This is a genomic window from Streptomyces sp. NBC_01288 (assembly GCF_035982055.1).
In the GTDB taxonomy this organism is placed as follows: domain Bacteria; phylum Actinomycetota; class Actinomycetes; order Streptomycetales; family Streptomycetaceae; genus Streptomyces.
This window is the reverse complement of record NZ_CP108427.1, coordinates 1,013,754-1,034,060: the sequence shown is the minus strand read 5'-3', so window position 1 is coordinate 1,034,060 and position 20,307 is coordinate 1,013,754. Positions and strand designations below refer to the sequence as shown.

Sequence of the window (20,307 nt, the reverse complement as noted above, 5' to 3'; positions counted from 1 at the left end):
CGGGCAAATCCTGGCAAGGTGGGCCGCATGGTTGATCGGGGAGCGAGCGCCCTGTCACTCCCGGACGACTGGCCCGCCCACCCGGACCCGATCCTGGCGCTCAACCGCATGGGCAGCTTCGACTGGGACCTGGACAACGGTCTGTTCCACATGGACGCCCAGGCCCACGAGGTCTTCGACCTGCGCCCCGACGAATACGACGGCCGCCCCGAGTCACTGGCGATCCGGGTACCGCCGCCCGAGGGCTACCGGCTCGACGGGCTCGTCTCCCAGGCCATGAAGGACGGCAGCGAGAACTACGGCGCCTACTTCCGGATGCGGCTGCGCGACGGCACCCTGCGCTGGACCCACACCCAGGGCTACATCCGGCGCGACGAGACGGGCCGCCCGCGCCGGATCATCGGCATCGTCCGGGACGCCACGCGGGAGCTCGCCGAGAGCGCGGCCCGCCGTGAACAGGCCGCCCAGGACGCGGCGCTGCGCCGGCAGACCAACGTCGTGCAGCTCACCACCGCCGCCCTCGCGCACGCCCGTACGGTCCAGGACGTCATCGACGTCCTCAAGGACACCCACGGTCTCGTCCACCTCGGCGCGACCAGTCTGGTCATGGGCCTGGTCGAGGCCGGCCGTATCCGGCTGGTCGCGGAGGGCCCCGAGGACAGCTTCGTGCCCGGCACGGAGGTCACCCGGATCGACGAGCAGTACCCGATGGGGGAGGTCGTACGGACCCTCGCGCCGGCGTTCATCGAGTCGCCGGAGGAGTTCGCCGAGCGGTATCCGCTGCTGTGGCCGCACATCACCGAGCTGAACATCACCGCGGCCGCCTATCTGCCGCTGATCGCGCAGGCGCGGCCGATCGGGGCGATGGGGCTGCTCTACAGCGACCGGCGCGGTTTCTCGGCGGACGAGCGCAACGTGCTCGTCGCGCTGGGCAGCAGTATCGCGCAGAGCCTCCAGCGCGCCATGTTCTACGAGCAGGAGAAGGACCTCGCGCAGGGCCTTCAGCAGGCGATGCTGCCGCGCGCGATCCCGAGTGTCCCGGGCGCCGATGTCGCCGTGCGCTACCGGTCGGCGAAGCTCGGGCGGGACATCGGCGGTGACTGGTACGACCTGATCCCGCTGCCGGGCGGGCGGGTCGGCGCGGTCATCGGCGACGTCCAGGGGCACGACACGCACGCCGCCGCCGTTATGGGGCAACTCCGCATCGTCCTCAAGGCGTACGCCGCCGAGGGGCACACCCCGGCCACGGTGATGGCCCGCGCCTCCGTCTTCCTCCACGAACTCGACACCGAGCGCTTCGCGACCTGCCTCTACGCCGAGGTCGACCTGTCGACCGGAGTGGTGCAGGTGGTCCGGGCCGGTCATATCGACCCGCTCGTGCGGCAGTTGGACGGGACCTCCCGTCGGATGACCGTCGTGGGCGGGCTCCCGCTCGGGCTCTCCGCCGAGTTCGGGCGGCTCGAATATCCCGTCTCCACCATCGAACTCGACCCCGGCGAGACCCTGTTGCTGTGCACCGACGGCCTCGTCGAACAGCCCGGGGCCGACCTCGACGACGGCATGCAGACCCTTGCCGCGCTCATCGCCTCCGGCCCCGACGACGTGCGCGACCTCGCCGATCTGCTCATCGACGTGGCCGAGGAACGCGGCGGGGAGGACGACGTGGCGCTGCTCCTGCTGCGCCGGCGCGGGCTCGACGCCCCGCAGCCCGGCGGACGGCTCCAGCAGCATGTGGCGCCCGGTGACTCCGAGGCCCTCACCGAGGCGCGGCGCATGATCCGGGCCGCGGTCCGCGCGTGGGGCGCGGGCGAGCGTTCCGACGAGGTCGAACTGGTCGCCGACGAGCTGATCACCAACGCGCTGATGCACACCGAGGGCTCAGCGATCGTCACCCTCAGGGTCCTCAACGGCACCGAACGCCGGCTGCGCGTCGAGGTCGAGGACTCCTCCAGCGCCCTCCCGCGCCGCCGTGAGGCGGGGGAGAACGGGGTCTCCGGGCGCGGTCTGCTCCTCGTCGACCTGCTCACGGACGTGTGGGGCGTGGAGGCGCGCGGCAGCGGCAAGTGCGTGTGGTGCGAGTTCCTGTTCCCGGACCGGACCTGATCCGGCACGAGCTGACCCCACGGGCCGCTGATGGCACCCTGGACGTATGCCGGAACTCCCCGAGGTCGAAGCGCTGAAGGACTTCCTGACCGAACACCTCGTAGGCCACGAGATCGTACGGGTGCTGCCCGTCGCCATCAGCGTCCTGAAGACGTACGACCCTCCGCCCACCGCGCTGGAGGGCCACGAGGTGGTGGCCGTGCACCGCCACGGCAAGTTCCTGGACGTGGAGACGGCCGGCGGCCCGCACTTCGTGACCCACCTCGCCCGAGCGGGCTGGCTGCACTGGAAGGACCGCCTCCCGGACGGCCCGCCCCGCCCCGGCAAGGGCCCCCTCGCGCTCCGCGTGGCCCTGGAGACGGGCGAGGGCTTCGACTTGACGGAGGCGGGCACCCAGAAGCGCCTCGCGGTGTACCTCGTCGCCGACCCGCAGGAGGTCCCGGGCGTCGCCCGCCTGGGCCCCGACCCGCTCGCCGACGCCTTCGACGAGCCGGCCTTCGCCGCACTCCTGAAGGACGAACGCCGCCAGCTCAAGGGCGCCCTGCGGGACCAGACCCTGATCGCCGGGGTGGGCAACGCCTACAGCGACGAGATCCTGCACGCGGCCAAGATGTCCCCCTTCAAACTGGCGGCATCCCTGACCCCGGCCGAGACGCACACGCTCTACACGGCCCTGCGCACCACGCTCATGGACGCCGTCGAACGCTCCCGGGGCGTTGCGGCAGGCCGCCTGAAGGCGGAGAAGAAGAGCGGCCTGCGCGTCCACGGCCGCACCGGCGAACCCTGCCCGGTCTGCGGCGACACCATCCGCGAGGTCTCCTTCAGCGACTCCTCGCTCCAGTACTGCCCGACCTGCCAGACGGGAGGCAAGCCGCTGGCGGACCGCAGACTGTCGCGGCTGCTCAAATAGGCGCGGCCCTACAGCCAGAGGTCGGCTCCGTCGCGCCCGCCGGGGTCCGTCGTCAGCAGGTCTTCGTGCAGCCCGGCGAGAGCCTGCCCGGTCAGCGAGCCGTCCTCGGCCGTCTCCATGACCACCCAGCCGCCGACCGCGTCAGGGGCGTGCACAGGGCCGCCCTCGTCGAGGACGTCGAGCGTCGCGAACACCGCCTCGTACGCGACGGCCCGGACCAGGCGGGCAAGGTCGTTCCTGTCCGCTCCGGCGGCGAGCAGCCTCCCGGCCGCCGGAAGCCGATCCAGCGCACCTGGGGCGGACCAGCCGTCGATCGCGTCCCGCCACAGGCCGCGCAGCAGTGCGGACCGGGCGAGCTGTGCTGAGTGGTGATCGTCCATCGCCACAGGATGCCCGGCGGCTCAACTCACCAAGGCACCCCCGTCCCGTCCCACGACAGGAACCGCCCCGTAGGCCCGTCGTCCCCCAGCAACGCCAGATCCACCGCCCCCCGCGCCGCCTCCGCCGGATCCCCGGCGCTCGCCGCAGCCCGTGCGTTGAGGTCCGTCGCCCGTAGGCCGGGGGCCAGCGCGTTCACCTTGAAGCCCTCCGCCGCGAGGGACTGGGCGTAGAAGAGGGTCAGGGCGTTGAGCGCCGACTTCGACGAGCGGTACGCGGCGCCCGAGCCGGCGTGGGCGGCGAACTCGCGGTCCGGGTCGGCGCTCCAGGTCAGGGAGCCGGTGCCGCTGGAGATGTTCACGATGCGGGGGTGCGGGGAGCGGCGCAGGGCCGGGAGGAAGGCGTTGGTGACGGCCAGTACTCCGAAGACGTTCGTCTCGTAGGTGCGGCGGAAGTCGTCGAGGGCCGCCTCGGGGGCGGGGCTGCCGCCGGCCATGATGCCCGCGTTGTTGACCAGGACGTCGAGGGCGTTCACCTGCCGTGCCGCCGCCGTGATGCTGTCGGGGTCTGTGACGTCGAGGGTCAACAGCCTTGCGCCGTCGCCCAGTTCCTTGACCGCTCGTTCGCCCCGGCCCGCGTCGCGTGAGCCGACGTAGACAGTGAATCCCTCGGCTACGAGCAGGCGGGCGATCTCCTTGCCGATGCCCTTGTTCGCGCCGGTGACCAGTGCTGTGGAATCGTTCATGGGGACGACGATTCCGCAGCCTGGGCCGCCGAACCAGGGACAACCGATCCCTGGCAGCGGAGAGCGGGCAGAGCGTGGCCGGTCGGCTGCCGGAGGGAGGCACCGTGAGCGGCAAGCAGGAGCTGGCCCGATTTCTGCGGGGGCGGCGGGAGTTGCTGGTGCCCGCCGACGTGGGGTTGGCCGGTGAACCGTCCCGGCGGACCCTCGGGCTGCGGCGGGAGGAGGTCGCCGAGTTGGCCCACATGTCCGTCGACTACTACGCCCGTCTGGAACAGGGGCGCGGGCCGCGTCCGTCGCCCCGGATTCTTGACGCCCTCACCGGGGTGTTCCGGCTGACCCCGGCCGAGCGGACCCATCTGTTCCGGCTGGCGGGGACACAGGTGACGCCGCTCGCCGCGCCGGTGCGGACCGTCCGCCCGCATGTGGCGGAACTGCTGTGCCGTATCCCGGACACGGCGGCCATCGTCACCGACGCCACCTACGACGTCATCGCCTGGAACCCCCTGGCGGGTGCTGTCTTCGGCGATGATCTCGACGCGCGGCCGAACCTGGCGCGTCGGCGCTTCCTGGGGCGCCCGATGGAGAGTTCGAGCGCCGAGGAGTTCGGGCACATCCTCGTCGCCCGGCTGCGGCGCGCCGCCGATCGCTACCCGTACGACCCGGGGCTCGCCCGTCTGCTGGCCGAACTGCGCGCCGGGAGCGAGGAGTTCAGGGCGATCTGGGAGACCGACCCCGTGCACGCCCCCGGCCACCGCACCAAGACCCTCACCCACCCGGAGGCGGGCCCGCTGCGGGTCAACTGCGATGTGCTCACCGTCCCGCACGACGACCAGCAGGTCGTCTTCGTCACCGCGGACCCGGGGACCCCCTCCGCACGGGCCCTGCGGCAACTGGCCGCAGCGGGACGGGACTTCAGTGCGAGGTGAGCCGTACCAACTGCTGTCCGTCGGCCGTCCGCACGTCGTAGTGGTCGATCTCGGTGGGGTGCATCGCCGAGCCCCCCTGCATCGTGATCATCGTCGCGTCGTGCTCGGGCACCATCCAACTCGTCACGGTCTGCTCGGAACCGTCGCGGCCGACGACCACGAGACGACAGGACCGAGCGCCCGCACCGTCCTTGATCTTCAGGGACACATCACTGCCGTAGTTCTCGTTCGCGGCCGTGACCTGCGCCCACACGCCCGACTTGGCGTCGGTCGCCGTGAGTTGCACGGCACCGTCGCCCTGCGCGGCGAGCGTCGCCACCGCGGGACCGCCCACGGCGAACACCACCGAGGCGGCCACGGCGTACAGAAACCGCCGCCGTCCGGCCCGATGGCGCGTGGCCACCTCGCCGAGCAGTCGGTCCAGGAGCCGCGGACCGGGTTGTGCCATGGGGTGCACAGAGCGCGGCGTCGCACGCCGGTACAGCATCAACTGCCGTGAGGCGGGACCGAATTCGGTCACATGAGCCGCGCAACTGGTGCACTCCATGAGGTGATCCTCGAAGCGGAAGGCGTCCGCCTCGTCCAGCACGCCGAGCGCGTACGCGCCGACGTCGCGATGCCTTTCCAGGGACCTCATGCCGAATCCTCGTGCCGTTAGGTGCGGGTGGGGTTACTCCTTGCTCCCATCGGTACGCACCAGACAGTCGAATCACTCAAGGCACACAGAATCCCAAGCAACTGATTCGGAGCGGTCGGGCCCCCGGATTGGTCCCATCTCAAAAAAGATGGATGGCGAGATGGCCGAGCGGCAGACCCAGCTGCCAGGCGGGCGTCCAGACCTTCGGTCCGTCGTCCTCACCGGTCACCGGACCGCCTCCCGGCCCCGGTACCGCGTCCAGATCCGGCGCGAGCAGCTCGGTCTCCTCCAGCCAGCGCCAGGCGGCCTCCGCGAGCGCCAGGTCCGGTGCGTCCGCGCCGGATTCGGCGGCCTCGGCCGTCAACCTGGACATACGTGTCGCGACCCAGTCCTGCCACGGCTGGTCGTACGCCGTGAGCGAAAGCCAGGTCTCCAACTGGGTCACCACGCGGATACCGGACAACTCGCCGTCCGTGTCGGACAGGAAGATGGTCAGCGCCAGCGCGTCCCGACCCGCGCGGAACTCGAAGGACGTCGGCGGCATCAGGTCGCCGGTCCGCAGCAACTCGTCGGCGATGTACTCGGCGTACAACCACGCCATGGGGACGGTGAGTTCACCGCCACCGGTGCCGTCCGTGCTCTCTTGACCTCTGTGCAGCATCCCTTCCTGCCTTCCTCCGGTGCGTGCGCGTCGCCCGGCCCGGGGCTCCGTCAGGAACCCCGAGCCCCCCAGTCCGGAACACGGATGAGGACAGCCGATTACTCAACCGGGTTCTGAGCAAGGCGCTTTACGGAGGTTTGACCAATGGATTGGTTTCACCGCAGGTCGGCCGCATACCCCGGAAGCACCCGGCGAAGGGCGCGCAGCGCGTAGTACGCGCGGGACTTCACCGTACCGGGCGGAATCCCGAGGGCTGCCGCGGCCTCCGCCACACTCGCCCCGTGGAAATACACCAGCACCAGGACTTCCCGGTGCTCCGGAGTGAGTGTCTTCACAGCCTCCCGCACATCGAGCGTCGCCGCCGACCGTTCCGCGTGATCGGCACAGACGCGCGCGTTCTCCAGCACCGCGTCCCCGACCTCCGGCGGTCGCGCCTGCCGGGCCCGGCGCGCGTCGATGGCGAGCCGCCTACCCACCGTCAGCAGCCAGGGCCGTACGGACTCGAAGGCGTCGGCGCGCAGCGCCTCGGGGTGCTGCCAGGCCCGTACGAGGGTCTCCTGGACGAGGTCCTCGGCGCGCTGGCGGTCGCCGTCGCAGAGCCGGAGCAGCAGCGCGAAGAGCGGCCTGCCGTGCTCGCGCTGCAATGCGGCGAGCTCGTGCTCGGCGGTCGTTCCGTCTCTGAGCGTGGGTCCGGCCGTCATGGCCGTATGGCATCGCAGGGGGACGTTCGGGGACAGGGGGCGCACGAGGGGCTTGCGGCGGACGGTCGATCGCGTCGACGAACGGTGCGACGAACGGTCCGCGACCCCCGGTGATCCGCCGCACGCGCACACCGGACGGGTCATCAGAGGCCGGAAGTCGTTTGCGGGGCCGGTGAAGTTCATACCTATCGGTGGGTAAATATGACCACAGTGGGGTGAATTGATGATCGCACGCAGACAGCAGGTGGCCGTCGCCGTCGCTGGCCTTCTCACCGCGGCCGCCGCCTGCCAGGCCCAGCACCACGATCCGAAGGCGTCCGGCCGTCCGGCGCCCCCCGCCGCCCGCGGCTTCACCCTCGTCGCCGCCGGTGACATCCTCCCGCACAGCGCCGTCGTCGACCGCGCCCGCTTCGACGCCGGCGGCACCGGCTACGACTTCCGCCCGATGCTCGCCGCGGTCCAACCCCTCGTCTCCCGCGCCGATCTGGCGCTGTGTCACATCGAGAGCGTCTACGGCGACTCCACCAGCACCAGCACCAGCACCGGCACCGAGGCCCTCACCTCCCCGCCCGAGGTGGCCCAGGGCCTCGCCGCGACCGGCTACGACAGCTGCTCCACCGCCTCCGACCACAGCCTCGACGAGGGCACCGTCGGCATCCAGCGCACCCTCGACACCCTCGACCGCGCGGGCGTACGGCACACGGGGACGGCGCGCACCGACGCCGAGGCGCGCACGGTCACCCTGCTGCGCGCCGGTCCCGCGAAGGTCGCCCACCTCGCCTACACCGCCGACACGAACGGCGTCCCGCTCACGCCGGCCGAGCCCTGGGCCGTCAACCTCCTCGACCCCGCCCGCGTCCTCGCCGACGCCCGGGCCGCCCGGCGTGCGGGCGCCGACGCGGTGGTCGTCTCCCTGCGCTGGGGCACGGCGGGCCAGAACGCCCCCGACCCCCAACAACTCGCGCTGGCCAGGGAACTCACCGCCGCCCGCACCGACGGCCGCCCGGACATCGACCTCGTCCTCGGCACCCAGGCCCACGCCCCGCAGGCGTACGAGAAGGTCAACGGCACCTGGGTGGTCTACGGGCTCGGCGACCAGATCACCGGCGAGATGTACGACAACGCGGGCACCCAGGACCCCGGCGGCAACCTGAGCACCCTCGGCCGCTTCACCTTCGTACCGCCCGCCAGGCCCGGAGGGCGCTGGGAGGTGACGAAGGCGGAGTTTGTCCCGCAGCTGTTCGACATCGACGCGGGACGGGTCGTCGACGTCAACCAGGCGATCGGCCAGGGCGCCGACCTGACCGGCGACCGCGACCGCATCCGCGAGGTGGTGCTGAGCCGGGGCGCGGCGAAGGACGGGCTGGTGATGGGGAAGTAGCCCCGGGGATCAGTCGACGTCGACGTGCGCGAAGGTCTCCAGCATCTGGGCGAGCACCTTCGCGCACGCGCGGACGTCGGCCTCCGTCAGCTCGCCGCCGACCTGGCGCATCAGGTAATGCTCGCGGCCCAGCACATCGGCGATGGTCGAGCGGCCGGTGTCGGTCAGCCGGATCAGGGAGGACCGCTGGTGCGCCGGGTTCGGCACGCTCTCGACCCAGCCGTGCGCCGCCGCGTCGTTGACCATGCGTTGCACGAACTGCCGGCTCAGCGCCTGGTCGCGGCCCATCTGAGGCACCGTCATGGGTCCGTGCAGGCGCAGCAGGTTCAGGACGGCGCGCACGCCCGCGGACACGCCCTCGACCGGTTCGGCCTGCTCCACCTTGCGCGCCGCGCGCCGGTAGAGCGGGCCGACGAGGTCGAACACCTCGGTGAGGCGATGGCCGAGTTCGTCGGGGGAGAGGGAAGCGGGCGCCGGGGGAGGGGAGTCGTTCACGGCCTCATCATGACACCCGGGTTGCCAAACCCATGCCCAAGATGACACCTTGGTTGTCATGACAGCTGCTTCGGAACTGAGCTTCTTCGCATCTGCCGACGGGGACCTGGCCTACCGCGACGTGGGCACCGGCGACCCCGTGGTCCTCCTCCACTCCGGCTTCGCCGACCACCGCGTCTTCGACGACCAACTGCCGTCCCTCGCGGCCGACTTCCGCGTCATCGCACCCGACATCCGGGGCCACGGTTTCTCGGCCAACGCGAGCGGACCGTTCCGCTGGGCCGACGACCTGGCGGGTCTCCTGCGCCACCTGGACCTCGGCCCCGCGGTCCTGGTCGGCCTCTCCATGGGCGCGGCCGTCGCGACCGACACCGCGCTGGAACACCCCGAACTGGTCCGCGCGATCGTCGTCAGCGGCGGCGGCACCAGCGCGTTCGAGTACCAGGACCCCGAGCTGCTGGAACACACGGCCCGCGCCGGGCAGTTGCTCGCCACCGGCGACATCCCGGGCTGGCTCGACCAGTTCACCCAAGGCGTGGCGGGCCCGCGCCGCAGGGTGGCCGAGGTCGCCCCGTCCGTCATCCGCCGCCTGCGCGAACTGACCGCCCACACGATCTCCAAGCACACCCCGGGCGAGAAGGACTGGTACGTCCCGCTGCCCGACCCGTGGTCCGGCGTCCCGAAGCTGGACGTCCCGGTCCTGGCGATCCACGGTGCCGCCGACTGGCCCGACAGCATCGCCATGGCCCAACGCCTCGCCGACACCGTCCCGAACGGCCGCTCCACGACCATCGAGCGCGTCGGCCACTACCCGAACATGGAGAAGCCGGAACGCTTCAACGAGATCCTGATGGACTTTCTCGGCGCGCTCTGACGGAGCGAGGCGGAGGGCTGACCACGGCACAACCGCCGACGGCCACGGCATCACCGCCCGGCTACGCACGGCCGCCGGTGGCTACGGCGTTACCGCCCGGCTCCGGCCCATCGCCACCGGCTATGGCACTACCGCCGGCGGTTACGGCGTCCCCGCCGGGCTGCGGCGCGGCCGTCGGCGGCTTGGACGTCACCGCCCGGCGAGCGTTCCACTTCACCATCTACGGCACGGCCGCTCGCGGGTAGGAGGTCACCGCCCGGCGAGTGCTCCACCTTCACCGTCTTCGGCGAGGCCGTCGGCGGCTTGGGCGTCACCGCCCAGTCACCGCTCCGCCCTCACCGGCTACCGCACTACCGCCGGCGGTTAAGGCGTCCCCGCCGGGCTACGGCACCACCGTCACGAGCTACACGGTCACCGCCCAACGATCACCGGCGACCACCCCACCCCCACCGGTGACGCCACCACCGTCACCGCCCGACCGCCGGAGGCTACGGCACCACCGTCACCGGCCACCGCCCCGCCTTCACCAGCCGTACCGCCACCGAGCCGATGATCCGGTGCCCCGCCTGCTCCGAGGCGCCCACGATGACCGCGTCGGCCTTGAGTTCGTCGGCCGCCTTCACCAGGCCGCCGTAGGGGTCGCCGCGGAACGTGTGGAATTCCCAGCGGATGTCGAATATCCCCTTCACGCGCTCGGTCTCGTGGCGGATCTGGGCGACGAGGTTCTCGGCGATCTCGTCGGTCGTGTCGGCGACCGGTGCCCCCATCGCCGCGCCCGCCGCCAGCACCGGCTGCACGTACACGAGGGCGAGCAGCGCGCCCTGCCGCCTGGCCAGGCCCGCGGCGTAGGACGCGGCCCGGAGGGAGGAGTCGGAGCCGTCCATTCCGGCCACGATCACCTTGGGCCCGTCCGTGCCCCGCTCGAACTGAGTTGAGTGCTGTTCCGTCACGGCCGTGAGGCTATCGGAACCCGCAGGTCCTGAACCCGCCCGGGAGCGCTCGACGGGCGCGCCGCCCGCCCTGTTCCTACAGTCGGAACCATGACTGCCACAGTGGAGGCTGCCAGACCCAAGGACACCAAGGACACCAAGGGTCCGATACGGCCGCCCGGCAACGGGTTCCTCAGCCGGGTGCCCGAGGGCTTCGCGACCTTCTTCGGCGCCCTCGGCCTGCTCTGCGTCCTGCTCGCCTTCATCGCCCCGCTGCGTCGCGTACTGCGCCCGGTGGTCCGCTTCCTCGACCTCCTGATCGTCCCCGTCAGCGCCAACCTCGCCTACGCCGTCTTCCTCTTCCTGCTCGCCGCCGCGACCGCCGCCCGCAAGAGGATCGCCTGGTGGCTGGTCGTCGTCTACCTCGGCCTGCTGGTCCTGACCGACGCCCTCGGCTTGGCCCTGGGCCTGTACGCCGAGTCCCTCCCGTCCCTCATCGTGTGCGCCCTCCTGCTGGTCCTGCTGATCGTGGCGCGCGGACAGTTCTACGCCGCCTCCCGCCGCGCGGCCGTCAGGCGGGCCCTCGCCGTCCTCCTCGTCGGACTCGCCGTCGCGATCCTCGCCGGTTGGGGACTGGTCGCCCTGTTCCCCGGCACCCTCCCCACGAGCCAGCACCTGGGCTGGGCCGCCGACCGGGTCTGCGGCGGTCTGGTCTCCGGCCGCTCCTTCGACGGGCGCCCGCCCCGCGCCCTGTTCTTCCTCCTCGGCCTCTTCGGCGCGCTCGCCCTTCTGAACGCGGCCACCGTCCTCTTCCGCTCCCAACGCCTCGAAGCCGCCCTGCACGGCGACGAGGAGGACCGCATCCGCGCCCTCCTGAAGGCCTACGGCGGCCAGGACTCCCTAGGCTACTTCGCCACCCGGCGCGACAAGGCCGTCGTCTTCTCGCCCAGCGGCAAGGCCGCCGTCACCTACCGCGTCGAGGCCGGCGTCTGCCTCGCCAGCGGCGACCCGGTCGGCGACCGCGAGGCCTGGCCGCACGCCATCGCCGCCTGGCTGGACCTCGCCCGCCGACACGGCTGGGCCCCCGCCGTGATGGGCGCCTCCGAGGACGGCGCAAGAGCCTTCGCCCGCGCGGGACTCGGCGCCCTGCAACTCGGCGACGAGGCCATCCTGCACGTCGCCGACTTCGACCTCGCCGGCCGCGACATGCGCGTCACCCGCCAGGCCGTGAGCCGCGTCCGCCGCGCCGGTGCCACCTGCCGCATCCGCCGTCACGCCACCCTCACCGACACGGAGATGGAGGAGGTCGTCGACCGCGCCGACGCCTGGCGTGACACCGAGACCGAACGCGGCTTCTCCATGGCCCTGGACCGCCTCGGCGACCAGGCCGACGGTGACTGCCTCCTCGTCGAAGCACTGGGCGAGGACGGCAAGTTGCTCGCCCTGCTCTCCCTCGTCCCCTGGGGCAGCGACGGCGTCTCGCTCGACCTGATGCGCCGGGACCGCACCGCCCCCAACGGGGTCATGGAGTTCATGGTCGCCGAACTCTGCGCCGCAGCACCGAAGTTGGGCGTCCACCGGATCTCCCTCAACTTCGCCGTCTTCCGCTCGGCCTTCGAGGAGGGCGCCCGCATCGGCGCGGGCCCGGTGCTCCGCCTGTGGCGCCGCCTCCTGCTGTTCTTCTCCAAGTGGTGGCAGCTGGAGGCCCTTTACCGCTCCAACGCCAAGTACCACCCCGAGTGGTACCCCCGCTTCATCTGCTACGGCGAGACCGCCTCCCTGGCCCGCATCAGCCTCGCCTCCGGCATCGCCGAGGGCTTCGTCTCCGTACCGTCGCTGCGCCAACTCTGGGGAAAGGGGCACCAGAAGAGCGGCCCGCGCCCCGCGACCACCGCGGACCTGCCGCCCCTGTCGGCGCTCGGCCTCGACGACGAGGACGCGGCCGACGGACCGGACAGCGGCCTGCCCGAACAGGTCCGCGTCCGGCACCACAAACTCGACCGCCTCCGCGCCGCCGGCACCGACCCCTACCCGGTCGGCGTCCCGCAGCGCACCCACACCCTCGCCGAGGTCCGCGCGGGAGACCAAGTCACCGTCGCCGGGCGGGTGATGCTCGTGCGCGACCTCGGCGGCATCGTCTTCCTGACCCTGCGCGACTGGTCCGGCGACCACCAACTCGCCCTCACCCGCGCCGAGTCGGGCCCCGACCTCGACCGCTTCGTCGCGGACACCGACATCGGCGACCACATCACCGCCACCGGCCGCGCGGGCACCAGTGACAAGGGCGAGCCCACGGTCTTCGTCACCTCCTGGCAGCTCACCGGCAAGTGCCTGCGCCCGCTCCCCGACAAACACCGCGGCCTGACCGACCCCGAGGCCAAGGTCCGCATGCGCTACCTCGACCTCGTCGCCAGCCCCGCCGCCCGTGACGTCGTCCGCGCCCGCTCCACCGCCGTACAGGCCCTGCGCCAGGGCCTGTTGGAGCGCGGGTACCTGGAGGTCGAGACCCCGATGCTCCAGCAGATCCACGGCGGCGCCAACGCCCGCCCCTTCACCACCCACATCAACGCCTACGACCTCGACCTCTATCTGCGCATCGCCCCCGAGCTCTACCTCAAGCGGCTCTGCGTCGGCGGCCTGGAGAAGGTCTTCGAGATGGGCCGCACCTTCCGCAACGAGGGCGTCTCCTACAAGCACAACCCCGAGTTCACGATGCTGGAGGCCTACCAGGCGTACGCCGACTACGACGTCATGCTCGACCTCGTCCGCGAACTCATCCAGGGTGCCGCGACCGCCGCCTTCGGCTCCGCCGTCGCGCGCAAGGACGGCGAGGAGTACGACATCTCCGGGATCTGGCCGGTCAAGACCGTCCACGGCGCGATCTCCGAGGCGCTCGGCGAGGAGATCGACGCCGACACCGAACTGGCCCGCCTGCACCGGCTCTGCGACCGCGCGGGCGTGCCGTACGGCGCCGACGACGGCCGCGGGGACGTCGTACTGGAGATGTACGAACGGCTCGTGGAGGAACCGACCCGGCTGCCGACCTTCTACAAGGACTTCCCGACCGACGTCTCCCCGCTCACCCGCCAGCACCGCACCGACCCGCGGCTCGCCGAACGCTGGGACCTGGTCGCCTTCGGCACCGAACTCGGCACCGCCTACTCCGAGCTGACCGACCCCGTCGAACAGCGCCGCCGCCTCACCGCCCAGTCGCTGCTCGCCGCCGGGGGAGACCCCGAGGCGATGGAACTCGACGAGGACTTCCTCGACGCCCTCGAATACGCGATGCCGCCCACCGGCGGACTCGGCATCGGCGTCGACCGACTCGTCATGTTCCTCACCGGTCTGACGATCCGTGAGACGCTGCCGTTCCCCCTCGTCCGGCGCCGCTGAGCGCGCGAAAACTGGGCCGGGCGGGTGCTTTCCTGCCGCCGCACCGGTGTTGCCGTGGGGCGCCGGGGCTCACGCGGGCGACTGATGAGTCATGAAGAAGGATCAGTTGCTCACGCGCCGACGGGCCCTGCTCGCCGGCGCCGCCGCCGTCGGGGCGGCCGGCACCGCCGGTCTGCTGTACTCCGGACTCGCGGACGACGCCCCCGCCCGGACCGCCGCCCCCGCCGCCGGGCCCCCGCCGCGCCTCGCGCGCAAACCCTCCTCCTACCGCCTCCAGCCCGTGGCCGGATACGGCGCCCCCCACGCCGCCCCCGCCCATGTCCCGGTGCGGCACGAACCCTTCCTGCGCATGTCCGGACGCGGCAACACCATGGTGCTCACCTTCGACGACGGACCCGACCCCCGCTACACCCCGCACATCCTCGACACCCTCGCCGAGTACGACGTCCGCGCCACGTTCTTCGTGTGCGGCGAGATGGCCGACTGGAACCGCGACCTGCTCGCCCGCATGTCCGACGAGGGTCACATCGTCGGCAACCACACCTGGTCCCACCCGCTGCTGACCAAGATGACCCGGGGTCAGATCCGCTCGGAGATGGAACGCACCAGCGACGTCATCGAGGACGCCTACGGCGAACGCCCGCAGTGGTTCCGCGCGCCCTACGGCGCCTGGAACCGGGCCACCTTCCAGCTCGGCTCCGAGCTGGGCATGGAACCCCTCGCGTGGACCGTCGACACCCTCGACTGGGACACCCCCGGCGTCCGCCACATCGTCGACGCGGTCGAGGACGGCGCCGCCCCCGGCATCGTGGTGCTCTCGCACGACGCCGGGGGCGACCGGACCCAGAGCGTGAAGGCGCTGCGCGAATACCTGCCGCACCTCCTCGACTCCGGCTACCACATGACGCTGCCGCGCCGCCGCACCACCACCTGACGGGTCGCAGGCCCTGTCGTCCCATTCCCGTCGCCCGCCCGGAGGGCAGACGGGAATGGGACGACAGGGCCTGGCCCGCCCGGCCGGGGAACGCTCAGCGGACCTCGACCAGGCGGGCGAAGACGACGACGTTCCCGTCGTAGCCGTTCTGCTTGGAGAAACCGCCGCCGCAGGTGATGACGCGGAGTTCCGGAGTTCCCTTGGAGGCGTAGACGCGATCGCCGGGGAAGTCCTTCTTCTCGAAGACCTCGATGCCGTAGATCTCGAACACGGCCGTCTTTCCGTCCTTGCGCTCGACCTCGACGCGATTTCCCTTCTTGAGGGCCCCGAGTCCGTAGAACACGGCAGGGCCCATTTTGTTGTCGACATGGCCGACCACGACCGCCGTGCCCTTTTCGCCGGGGGAGACGGCGCCGGTGAACCAGCCCGCCAGGTTCGGGTCCTCCGGCGGCGGAGCGCCCACCCAGCCGTCCGCGTCCAGGCCCACCGGCATGACCGGGGCGTCGACCCGGATCGCGGGGATCCGCACCCGGTCGGCGACGGAGTACGGCAGCGGGGCCGGGACCTTGCCGAACGTGGTGTGGCCGGTCCGGGCGTCCGCGGCAGCGGCGGAGGCCGGCTGCGGCGGCCCGATGTCGAACTCCCCGGAACCATTCCGAATGAGCGCGAGACCGGTCAGCAGAACAAGCGCTATCACTCCCCACGGGGCGCGCTTCTTCTGCCGCTCCTCCTCTTCGGCAAGCTCGGACAGCTCCGACGCAGACATTCGCCATCCCCTCTCGACGCGGCCGTCGCCCCGTCAATCGCGCATACGAGAACGCTAAGTCCGGAAGGCGGAACCGGCGACGGGGAAAGCGCGAACGGGTGGCCCGGACATCCTTATGTGCGCCATACGAGTTGACGCCCGCAGGAATTTTCTGACGGTCCGTGACCTGCGGCAATATCCGATTGTGCGCTTTTCCCCCGGCGTGTCCTCTCACCAGGACGGACCATTCTCGAAATGCGGGCGCGCGCAAGGCATCTGAGGGTGCGTCTGGGAGGCGTTTTCTCGCCGATCGACCGGGGACGGGTCCCGGGGCGCCTTCCGCGGAGGATGACATGCGTACTACTCGTGCCCTGGCTGCCGCCGGTGCCGCGGTGGCCGTCCTGGGGCTCGCCGCCCCGGTGGCCGTCGCGGACGGCATGGGCGCCAGCCCCAGCAACATTCTCGCCCTGCCCAGCGTGATCGCCCGCGGTGGACAGCTCACCGTCACGGTCGACGGCTGCTTCAGCGGCGGCAACGCCATCGCCACCTCACCGGGGTTCGAACGCCCCGCCAACCTGTCCCTCCTGAACGGCTCCGGTACGACGTCCAGCGGAACGGCCAGGATCAGCCGGTCGGCCACCCCGGGCGCGTACAGCATCACGGTCCGCTGCTCCAACGGCTCCTCGCTGACCCGTGACGACGCCTACACCGTCATCGGCGGGGTCCGCGGCGGGCTCGGCGGCAGCAGCAGCGCCGGGGCGACCCCGACCGACATGGCGATCGGCGGCGGCCTGGTCGCCGCGGCCGTCGTGGGCGGCGGGGTGTTCTGGATGCGCCGCCGCACCGAGCGCGGGTTCTGACCTCCTCCCCTTCGGAGTTCAGGCGCACGTGACAGGCCTTCGCCCCGGACCCTTGCGGGTTCCGGGGCGAAGGCCTGTGCGGGTGGTGCCGCGGTCAGACGCCGTCCTCTCCGGTGCGGCGGCGCGAGAAGTGGTATGCCGCGCCCACCGAGCCCGCGATGAGGGCCGCGCCGATGCCGAGCTCCTTGAGGTCGAACCCGGCGATGCTGCCGCCCTCGCCGGCGTGGACCCCTCGGGGAATCTGCTGGGCCGGCTGGAGCGGCTGGATGTTGTTGTTCGTGCGGCCGGACGCGATGGTCAGACCCGTGGAGCCGCTCACGCCGTCACACGTGAACGTCACCTGGTACACCGCGCCCGCCCTGGCGTCCCAGTCGACCATCGCCGTCGCCGAGGACTGCCCCGGCGAGATCCTGACGGTGTCGAAGACCCCGGAGGAGACCGTGGCGGAGCCCTTGCAGCCGCCCTGGTCCCGGTCGAGCTGCAGGGTCACCTGGCCGCCCGCCGCGATCGTCGAGGGCTGGACGCTGAAGCCGAACGGCGTGATGTTGTGGTTGCCGTCGCCCTTCGCGACGGCGACCGGCGCGGACAGGGCGAGGGCGCTGATGCCCAGCAGTGCGGCGGCCGAAGCGACGCGTATCGCGCGCATGGTGGTTCCTCCGGGTCCCCGAGGAGCAGCAGCGGACCTTTTCCGCTTGCGCCGTAAATGCACCTCGATGACCGAAACGCTAGGAACATGTGTGCGCTCCCGCGATCGCAGTCGCGCGAATGGGGCAATCGTGTGGGCCGCACAGGGGACCCCGTTCGTGCGACCGGGGGACGCCCGCGGCGTGGCGGACGTCCCCCGGTGACCGGCTCCGGTGAGGGGCCGTCAGTCCTTGATGTGCGGGAAGAGGTTCAGGAACGGCTGCGCCGAGGCCGTGATCCCGCGGCTGTACGGCGCGTCGAAGTCCCAGATCAGGAACAGCAGGAAGGCGATCAGCGCCGAGAACAGCCCGGCGAGGATCAGCTCCCGTGTCGTACGCCGGATCTGTAGCGCGAACACCATGCCGATGGTGATCACGGCCCCGGCGAGCAGCCCGAACCACACCACCGACGGCATGGTCGCCCCCGTGGAGTCCGAACGGGCGTTGCGTGCCGAGTCCACGGCGGTCACCTGGTCGACGAGCGGCTGGTAGGCCTGCGCCTGGAAGTCCGTCTTCGGCTGGTAGTCGGAGATGTCCGCGCGGATGCGCTCCAGGAGGTCGGTGCCGCGCTGGGTGAGTTTCTCGTGGTCGGCCATCGTCTTCCACTCGACGTTGACGACCTGTGAGACGTAGGCCTCGACGTCGGCCCGGACGCGGTCACGTTCGTCGGCCGGGTAGACCCGCACCCGCTCCGAGATCTCGTGCAGCGCCTGCGCCTCCGCCTGGACGTGGTCCTGGGCGGCGCTGCGGGCCTCCCAGACTCCGGCGATCGCCAGGCCCAGGACGATGGCGTACACCACGCCGATCCACATCGTCATGTACTCGATGACGTCCGGGGTGTCACTGGGGTCCTCGTCCTCGGACGCCGAGCGTTCGCGGAGGAACGTGATGATGATGACGACGACACAGGCCGCCGCCATCGCGAGGACGAGAACAAGCCATTCCGACAAGAGGTTCCTCCGGGGATCAGCGTGGACGCAGCGCGACGATGGCGACCACCGCGGGCAGGGTGATGAGCAGGACGTAGACGACCGGCGGCGTCCGGTTGGGGGCCGGCCGCGGACGCGGCTGGGCGTGGTACTTCGGATAACTCACCGGGGCCGCCGAGGGATGCGGGGTGGGCTTGGGCGATGGTGTCGGGGGCGGAGTAGGCGTTGGTGTGGGCGTCGGTGTCGGGATCACCCGGGGCAGCGGAGCCGCCGGGGCCGGGCGCGGCGCCGGGGCGGGCGGTGGCGGGGTGGGCTTCGGCGTGGGCCGCGGCTTCGGCGTCGGCCTGGGGGTCGGGGTCGGAGTGGGCTTCGGCGGGGGAGGCGGTGTGGGCTTCGGCGGTGGCGGGGTGGGCGTCGGGGACGGGCAGGGCGGCGGCGGGGTCGGCTTCGGGCAGGCCGGGGGAGTCGGCCAGTCGTCACCGCTGCCGGCCACCGCCACCGCCTCCGTGCCGTCCGGCCCCGTCGAGGCGTACGCACAGGCGTCGGCCGCTGCCAGGCCCGCCGGTGCGCCCGCCAGCAGCCATGTCAGCGTCACCAGGGTCAACACCCTTGCGGCGAGGGCGGTTCGGGTCGGTTCGGGTCCATGCACGACGGAGATCATGAGCCCTCGCGGGCGGGGGCGCGCCGGGGCGCGAGAGGAATGCCCCGAAGGAGTGGAAGACGGGGTACGGCCGTTTGACGAACCGGCCGCCGGACATGGCCGGATGCGCACGGGCGTACGAGAAGGAGCCGCCGTGCCACAGGGGTCGGAAAGAAATTTGTGCGGCGGTTGAACACTTCCGTGGTCCCCACCCGTACCTAGGACCGTGCGGCGGCACAGACGGGCGCTGCAACATCCAGGTGATTATGGGGAGTTGACGATGAAGACCTCCTGGCGGAGCGCCTCACTCGCGGCGACGGCCGTGTCCGTCATGGCGTTGACGGCGGCGTGCGGTTCGGACAATGTGACCACGCCTTCCTCTGCGGCACAGAACGTCGGTGCCACGGCGGCGGCCGGAGGTTACGGAAGCGTCGGTGCGGCCACGTCGAGCCCCAGCACCGGCGCCGGCAACGGCTACGGAGCCGACGGCCAGCAGGCCGCGGCCGCCGAGCCCGCGGGCCAGCTGACCGTTGCCAACAACCCCGACCTCGGCAAGGTGTTGAGCGACGGTGCGGGTCTCACCCTCTACCGTTTCGACGCCGACACGGCCAATCCCCCCAAGTCGAACTGCGACGGCGACTGCGCCACCGCCTGGCCGCCGGTTCCCGCGGACGACGCCACGGCCGGCGCAGGTATCGACAAGGCCCTCCTCGGCGAGGTGACCCGCACCGACGGCACCAAGCAGCTGACCGTCGGCGGCTGGCCGGCCTACCGCTACGCCAAGGACGTCAACGCCGGTGACGTCAACGGCCAGGGCGTGGGCGGCAAGTGGTACGCGCTCGCCCCCGACGGCAAGAAGGCGACCCTTGCCAGCCTGCCCGGTCTGTCCGTGAAGAAGGACGCCAAGCTCGGCGACATCGTCGTCGACAAGAACGGCCACACGGTCTACCGCTTCCTCAAGGACAAGGCATGGCCGAAGTCGGTCTCGAACTGCCTCGGCGCCTGCGCGGAGAAGTGGCCGGCCGTCGGCATCGTCTCGGCGAACGACACCAAGGGCGTCGAGAAGAAGGGCCTCATGGGCTTCACCCGGTCCGACGGCGTCAAGCAGATGACCGTCGACTGCTGGCCGATCTACACCTTCTCCGGTGACACGGCCGCCGGACAGACCAACGGTCAGGGCGTGGGCGGCACTTGGTACGCCGTCTCCCCTGAAGGGAAGCCGGTCGGCGCGCCCGCGGCGTAGCGAGAACCTCCCCAGGGTTGATCGCCCCCCGCCCACTCGGCACCCGAAACGCGGAAGGGAGGGTCGCGGGCAAGCGACAGAAATGCCGAACAACACAGCGCGCGCGACCCCAGGTCCGCCCCCTCCGCACCGCACGGAGG

At 71.5% G+C, this 20,307-nt stretch carries 20 protein-coding genes; 9 read left to right on the top strand and 11 right to left on the bottom strand.

What is annotated here, in order from left to right; all coding sequences use genetic code 11:
* Positions 1–27: 27 nt before the first annotated feature.
* Together OG194_RS04740 and OG194_RS04735 are read left to right on the top strand one after the other, a co-directional pair.
* Positions 28–2,103: a SpoIIE family protein phosphatase gene (locus tag OG194_RS04740; protein ID WP_327399561.1), complete on the top strand. Its 2,076-nt coding sequence runs from the start codon at positions 28–30 to the stop codon at positions 2,101–2,103.
* Between the two features lie 46 nt (positions 2,104–2,149).
* Positions 2,150–3,013, top strand: a complete 864-nt coding sequence (locus tag OG194_RS04735; RefSeq protein ID WP_327399560.1) for an Fpg/Nei family DNA glycosylase — start codon at positions 2,150–2,152, stop codon at positions 3,011–3,013.
* 8 nt (positions 3,014–3,021) lie between these two features.
* On the opposite strand, the gene OG194_RS04730 is transcribed toward OG194_RS04735, so the two are convergent.
* Together OG194_RS04730 and OG194_RS04725 are read right to left on the bottom strand one after the other, a co-directional pair.
* Positions 3,022–3,393 carry a hypothetical protein gene (locus tag OG194_RS04730; protein ID WP_327399559.1) on the bottom strand — a complete coding sequence of 124 codons (372 nt, stop codon included), beginning with the start codon at positions 3,391–3,393 and terminating at the stop codon, positions 3,022–3,024.
* 26 nt (positions 3,394–3,419) lie between these two features.
* Positions 3,420–4,136: an SDR family oxidoreductase gene (locus OG194_RS04725; RefSeq protein ID WP_327399557.1), complete on the bottom strand. Its 717-nt coding sequence runs from the start codon at positions 4,134–4,136 to the stop codon at positions 3,420–3,422.
* A gap of 104 nt (positions 4,137–4,240) precedes the next feature.
* Here OG194_RS04725 and OG194_RS04720 point away from each other — a divergent pair, with 104 nt between their 5' ends.
* On the top strand, positions 4,241–5,062 hold the full coding sequence (locus OG194_RS04720; RefSeq protein WP_327399556.1) for a helix-turn-helix transcriptional regulator: 822 nt from the start codon (positions 4,241–4,243) through the stop codon (positions 5,060–5,062).
* On the opposite strand, the gene OG194_RS04715 is transcribed toward OG194_RS04720, so the two are convergent.
* From OG194_RS04715 to OG194_RS04705, 3 genes are all read right to left on the bottom strand, one after another.
* Entirely contained in the window at positions 5,049–5,699 is a 651-nt protein-coding gene (locus tag OG194_RS04715; RefSeq protein WP_327399555.1) for a zf-HC2 domain-containing protein, read from the bottom strand. The genes OG194_RS04720 and OG194_RS04715 overlap by 14 nt on opposite strands.
* Positions 5,700–5,838: 139 nt before the next feature.
* Entirely contained in the window at positions 5,839–6,360 is a 522-nt protein-coding gene (locus OG194_RS04710; RefSeq protein ID WP_033279047.1) for a hypothetical protein, read from the bottom strand.
* Positions 6,361–6,515: 155 nt separating this feature from the next.
* Positions 6,516–7,061: a sigma-70 family RNA polymerase sigma factor gene (locus tag OG194_RS04705; protein ID WP_033279046.1), complete on the bottom strand. Its 546-nt coding sequence runs from the start codon at positions 7,059–7,061 to the stop codon at positions 6,516–6,518.
* 223 nt (positions 7,062–7,284) lie between these two features.
* Between OG194_RS04705 and OG194_RS04700 the strand changes: the two genes are divergently transcribed.
* Positions 7,285–8,442: a CapA family protein gene (locus tag OG194_RS04700; RefSeq protein ID WP_327399553.1), complete on the top strand. Its 1,158-nt coding sequence runs from the start codon at positions 7,285–7,287 to the stop codon at positions 8,440–8,442.
* A 9-nt stretch (positions 8,443–8,451) separates the two neighbouring features.
* Here the strand turns inward: OG194_RS04700 and OG194_RS04695 are convergent, their stop codons facing one another.
* Positions 8,452–8,937 carry a MarR family winged helix-turn-helix transcriptional regulator gene (locus OG194_RS04695; protein ID WP_327399552.1) on the bottom strand — a complete coding sequence of 162 codons (486 nt, stop codon included), beginning with the start codon at positions 8,935–8,937 and terminating at the stop codon, positions 8,452–8,454.
* A gap of 58 nt (positions 8,938–8,995) precedes the next feature.
* Between OG194_RS04695 and OG194_RS04690 the strand changes: the two genes are divergently transcribed.
* Positions 8,996–9,811, top strand: coding sequence for an alpha/beta fold hydrolase (locus OG194_RS04690; RefSeq protein ID WP_327399551.1), 816 nt, complete (start codon positions 8,996–8,998; stop codon positions 9,809–9,811).
* A gap of 488 nt (positions 9,812–10,299) precedes the next feature.
* Here OG194_RS04690 and OG194_RS04685 read toward each other — a convergent pair whose 3' ends face one another.
* Positions 10,300–10,761 carry a universal stress protein gene (locus tag OG194_RS04685; RefSeq protein WP_019057588.1) on the bottom strand — a complete coding sequence of 154 codons (462 nt, stop codon included), beginning with the start codon at positions 10,759–10,761 and terminating at the stop codon, positions 10,300–10,302.
* A gap of 90 nt (positions 10,762–10,851) precedes the next feature.
* Between OG194_RS04685 and lysX the strand changes: the two genes are divergently transcribed.
* Complete coding sequence (gene lysX / locus OG194_RS04680) at positions 10,852–14,133, top strand: bifunctional lysylphosphatidylglycerol synthetase/lysine--tRNA ligase LysX (protein WP_327399550.1); 3,282 nt, start codon at positions 10,852–10,854, stop codon at positions 14,131–14,133.
* Positions 14,134–14,224: 91 nt separating this feature from the next.
* Entirely contained in the window at positions 14,225–15,067 is an 843-nt protein-coding gene (locus tag OG194_RS04675) for a polysaccharide deacetylase family protein (protein WP_327399549.1), read from the top strand.
* A 94-nt stretch (positions 15,068–15,161) separates the two neighbouring features.
* Here OG194_RS04675 and OG194_RS04670 read toward each other — a convergent pair whose 3' ends face one another.
* Positions 15,162–15,833 carry a class F sortase gene (locus tag OG194_RS04670; RefSeq protein ID WP_327399548.1) on the bottom strand — a complete coding sequence of 224 codons (672 nt, stop codon included), beginning with the start codon at positions 15,831–15,833 and terminating at the stop codon, positions 15,162–15,164.
* Between the two features lie 332 nt (positions 15,834–16,165).
* Between OG194_RS04670 and OG194_RS04665 the strand changes: the two genes are divergently transcribed.
* Complete coding sequence (locus OG194_RS04665; RefSeq protein WP_327399547.1) at positions 16,166–16,672, top strand: hypothetical protein; 507 nt, start codon at positions 16,166–16,168, stop codon at positions 16,670–16,672.
* Between the two features lie 94 nt (positions 16,673–16,766).
* Here OG194_RS04665 and OG194_RS04660 read toward each other — a convergent pair whose 3' ends face one another.
* The 3 genes from OG194_RS04660 to OG194_RS04650 form a co-directional block, all read right to left on the bottom strand.
* Positions 16,767–17,318 carry a hypothetical protein gene (locus OG194_RS04660; RefSeq protein WP_327399546.1) on the bottom strand — a complete coding sequence of 184 codons (552 nt, stop codon included), beginning with the start codon at positions 17,316–17,318 and terminating at the stop codon, positions 16,767–16,769.
* A gap of 222 nt (positions 17,319–17,540) precedes the next feature.
* Positions 17,541–18,305, bottom strand: a complete 765-nt coding sequence (locus OG194_RS04655) for a bestrophin-like domain (protein ID WP_327399545.1) — start codon at positions 18,303–18,305, stop codon at positions 17,541–17,543.
* 16 nt (positions 18,306–18,321) lie between these two features.
* Complete coding sequence (locus OG194_RS04650) at positions 18,322–18,933, bottom strand: hypothetical protein (protein ID WP_327399544.1); 612 nt, start codon at positions 18,931–18,933, stop codon at positions 18,322–18,324.
* A gap of 271 nt (positions 18,934–19,204) precedes the next feature.
* On the opposite strand from OG194_RS04650, the gene OG194_RS04645 reads away from it, so the two are divergent.
* Entirely contained in the window at positions 19,205–20,167 is a 963-nt protein-coding gene (locus tag OG194_RS04645) for an SCO0930 family lipoprotein (RefSeq protein WP_327399543.1), read from the top strand.
* Positions 20,168–20,307 lie beyond the last annotated feature (140 nt).

Bases quoted from the DNA above. Each gene is read 5' to 3' on its own strand.
- OG194_RS04740 (WP_327399561.1), top strand. From the start codon at position 28: ATGGTTGATCGGGGAGCGAGCGCCCTGTCACTCCCGGACGACTGGCCC.
- OG194_RS04735 (WP_327399560.1), top strand. From the start codon at position 2,150: ATGCCGGAACTCCCCGAGGTCGAAGCGCTGAAGGACTTCCTGACCGAA.
- OG194_RS04730 (WP_327399559.1), bottom strand. From the start codon at position 3,393: ATGGACGATCACCACTCAGCACAGCTCGCCCGGTCCGCACTGCTGCGC.
- OG194_RS04725 (WP_327399557.1), bottom strand. From the start codon at position 4,136: ATGAACGATTCCACAGCACTGGTCACCGGCGCGAACAAGGGCATCGGC.
- OG194_RS04715 (WP_327399555.1), bottom strand. From the start codon at position 5,699: ATGAGGTCCCTGGAAAGGCATCGCGACGTCGGCGCGTACGCGCTCGGC.
- OG194_RS04710 (WP_033279047.1), bottom strand. From the start codon at position 6,360: ATGCTGCACAGAGGTCAAGAGAGCACGGACGGCACCGGTGGCGGTGAA.
- OG194_RS04705 (WP_033279046.1), bottom strand. From the start codon at position 7,061: ATGACGGCCGGACCCACGCTCAGAGACGGAACGACCGCCGAGCACGAG.
- OG194_RS04700 (WP_327399553.1), top strand. From the start codon at position 7,285: ATGATCGCACGCAGACAGCAGGTGGCCGTCGCCGTCGCTGGCCTTCTC.
- OG194_RS04690 (WP_327399551.1), top strand. From the start codon at position 8,996: ATGACAGCTGCTTCGGAACTGAGCTTCTTCGCATCTGCCGACGGGGAC.
- lysX (WP_327399550.1), top strand. From the start codon at position 10,852: ATGACTGCCACAGTGGAGGCTGCCAGACCCAAGGACACCAAGGACACC.
- OG194_RS04675 (WP_327399549.1), top strand. From the start codon at position 14,225: ATGAAGAAGGATCAGTTGCTCACGCGCCGACGGGCCCTGCTCGCCGGC.
- OG194_RS04670 (WP_327399548.1), bottom strand. From the start codon at position 15,833: ATGTCTGCGTCGGAGCTGTCCGAGCTTGCCGAAGAGGAGGAGCGGCAG.
- OG194_RS04665 (WP_327399547.1), top strand. From the start codon at position 16,166: ATGCGTACTACTCGTGCCCTGGCTGCCGCCGGTGCCGCGGTGGCCGTC.
- OG194_RS04660 (WP_327399546.1), bottom strand. From the start codon at position 17,318: ATGCGCGCGATACGCGTCGCTTCGGCCGCCGCACTGCTGGGCATCAGC.
- OG194_RS04645 (WP_327399543.1), top strand. From the start codon at position 19,205: ATGAAGACCTCCTGGCGGAGCGCCTCACTCGCGGCGACGGCCGTGTCC.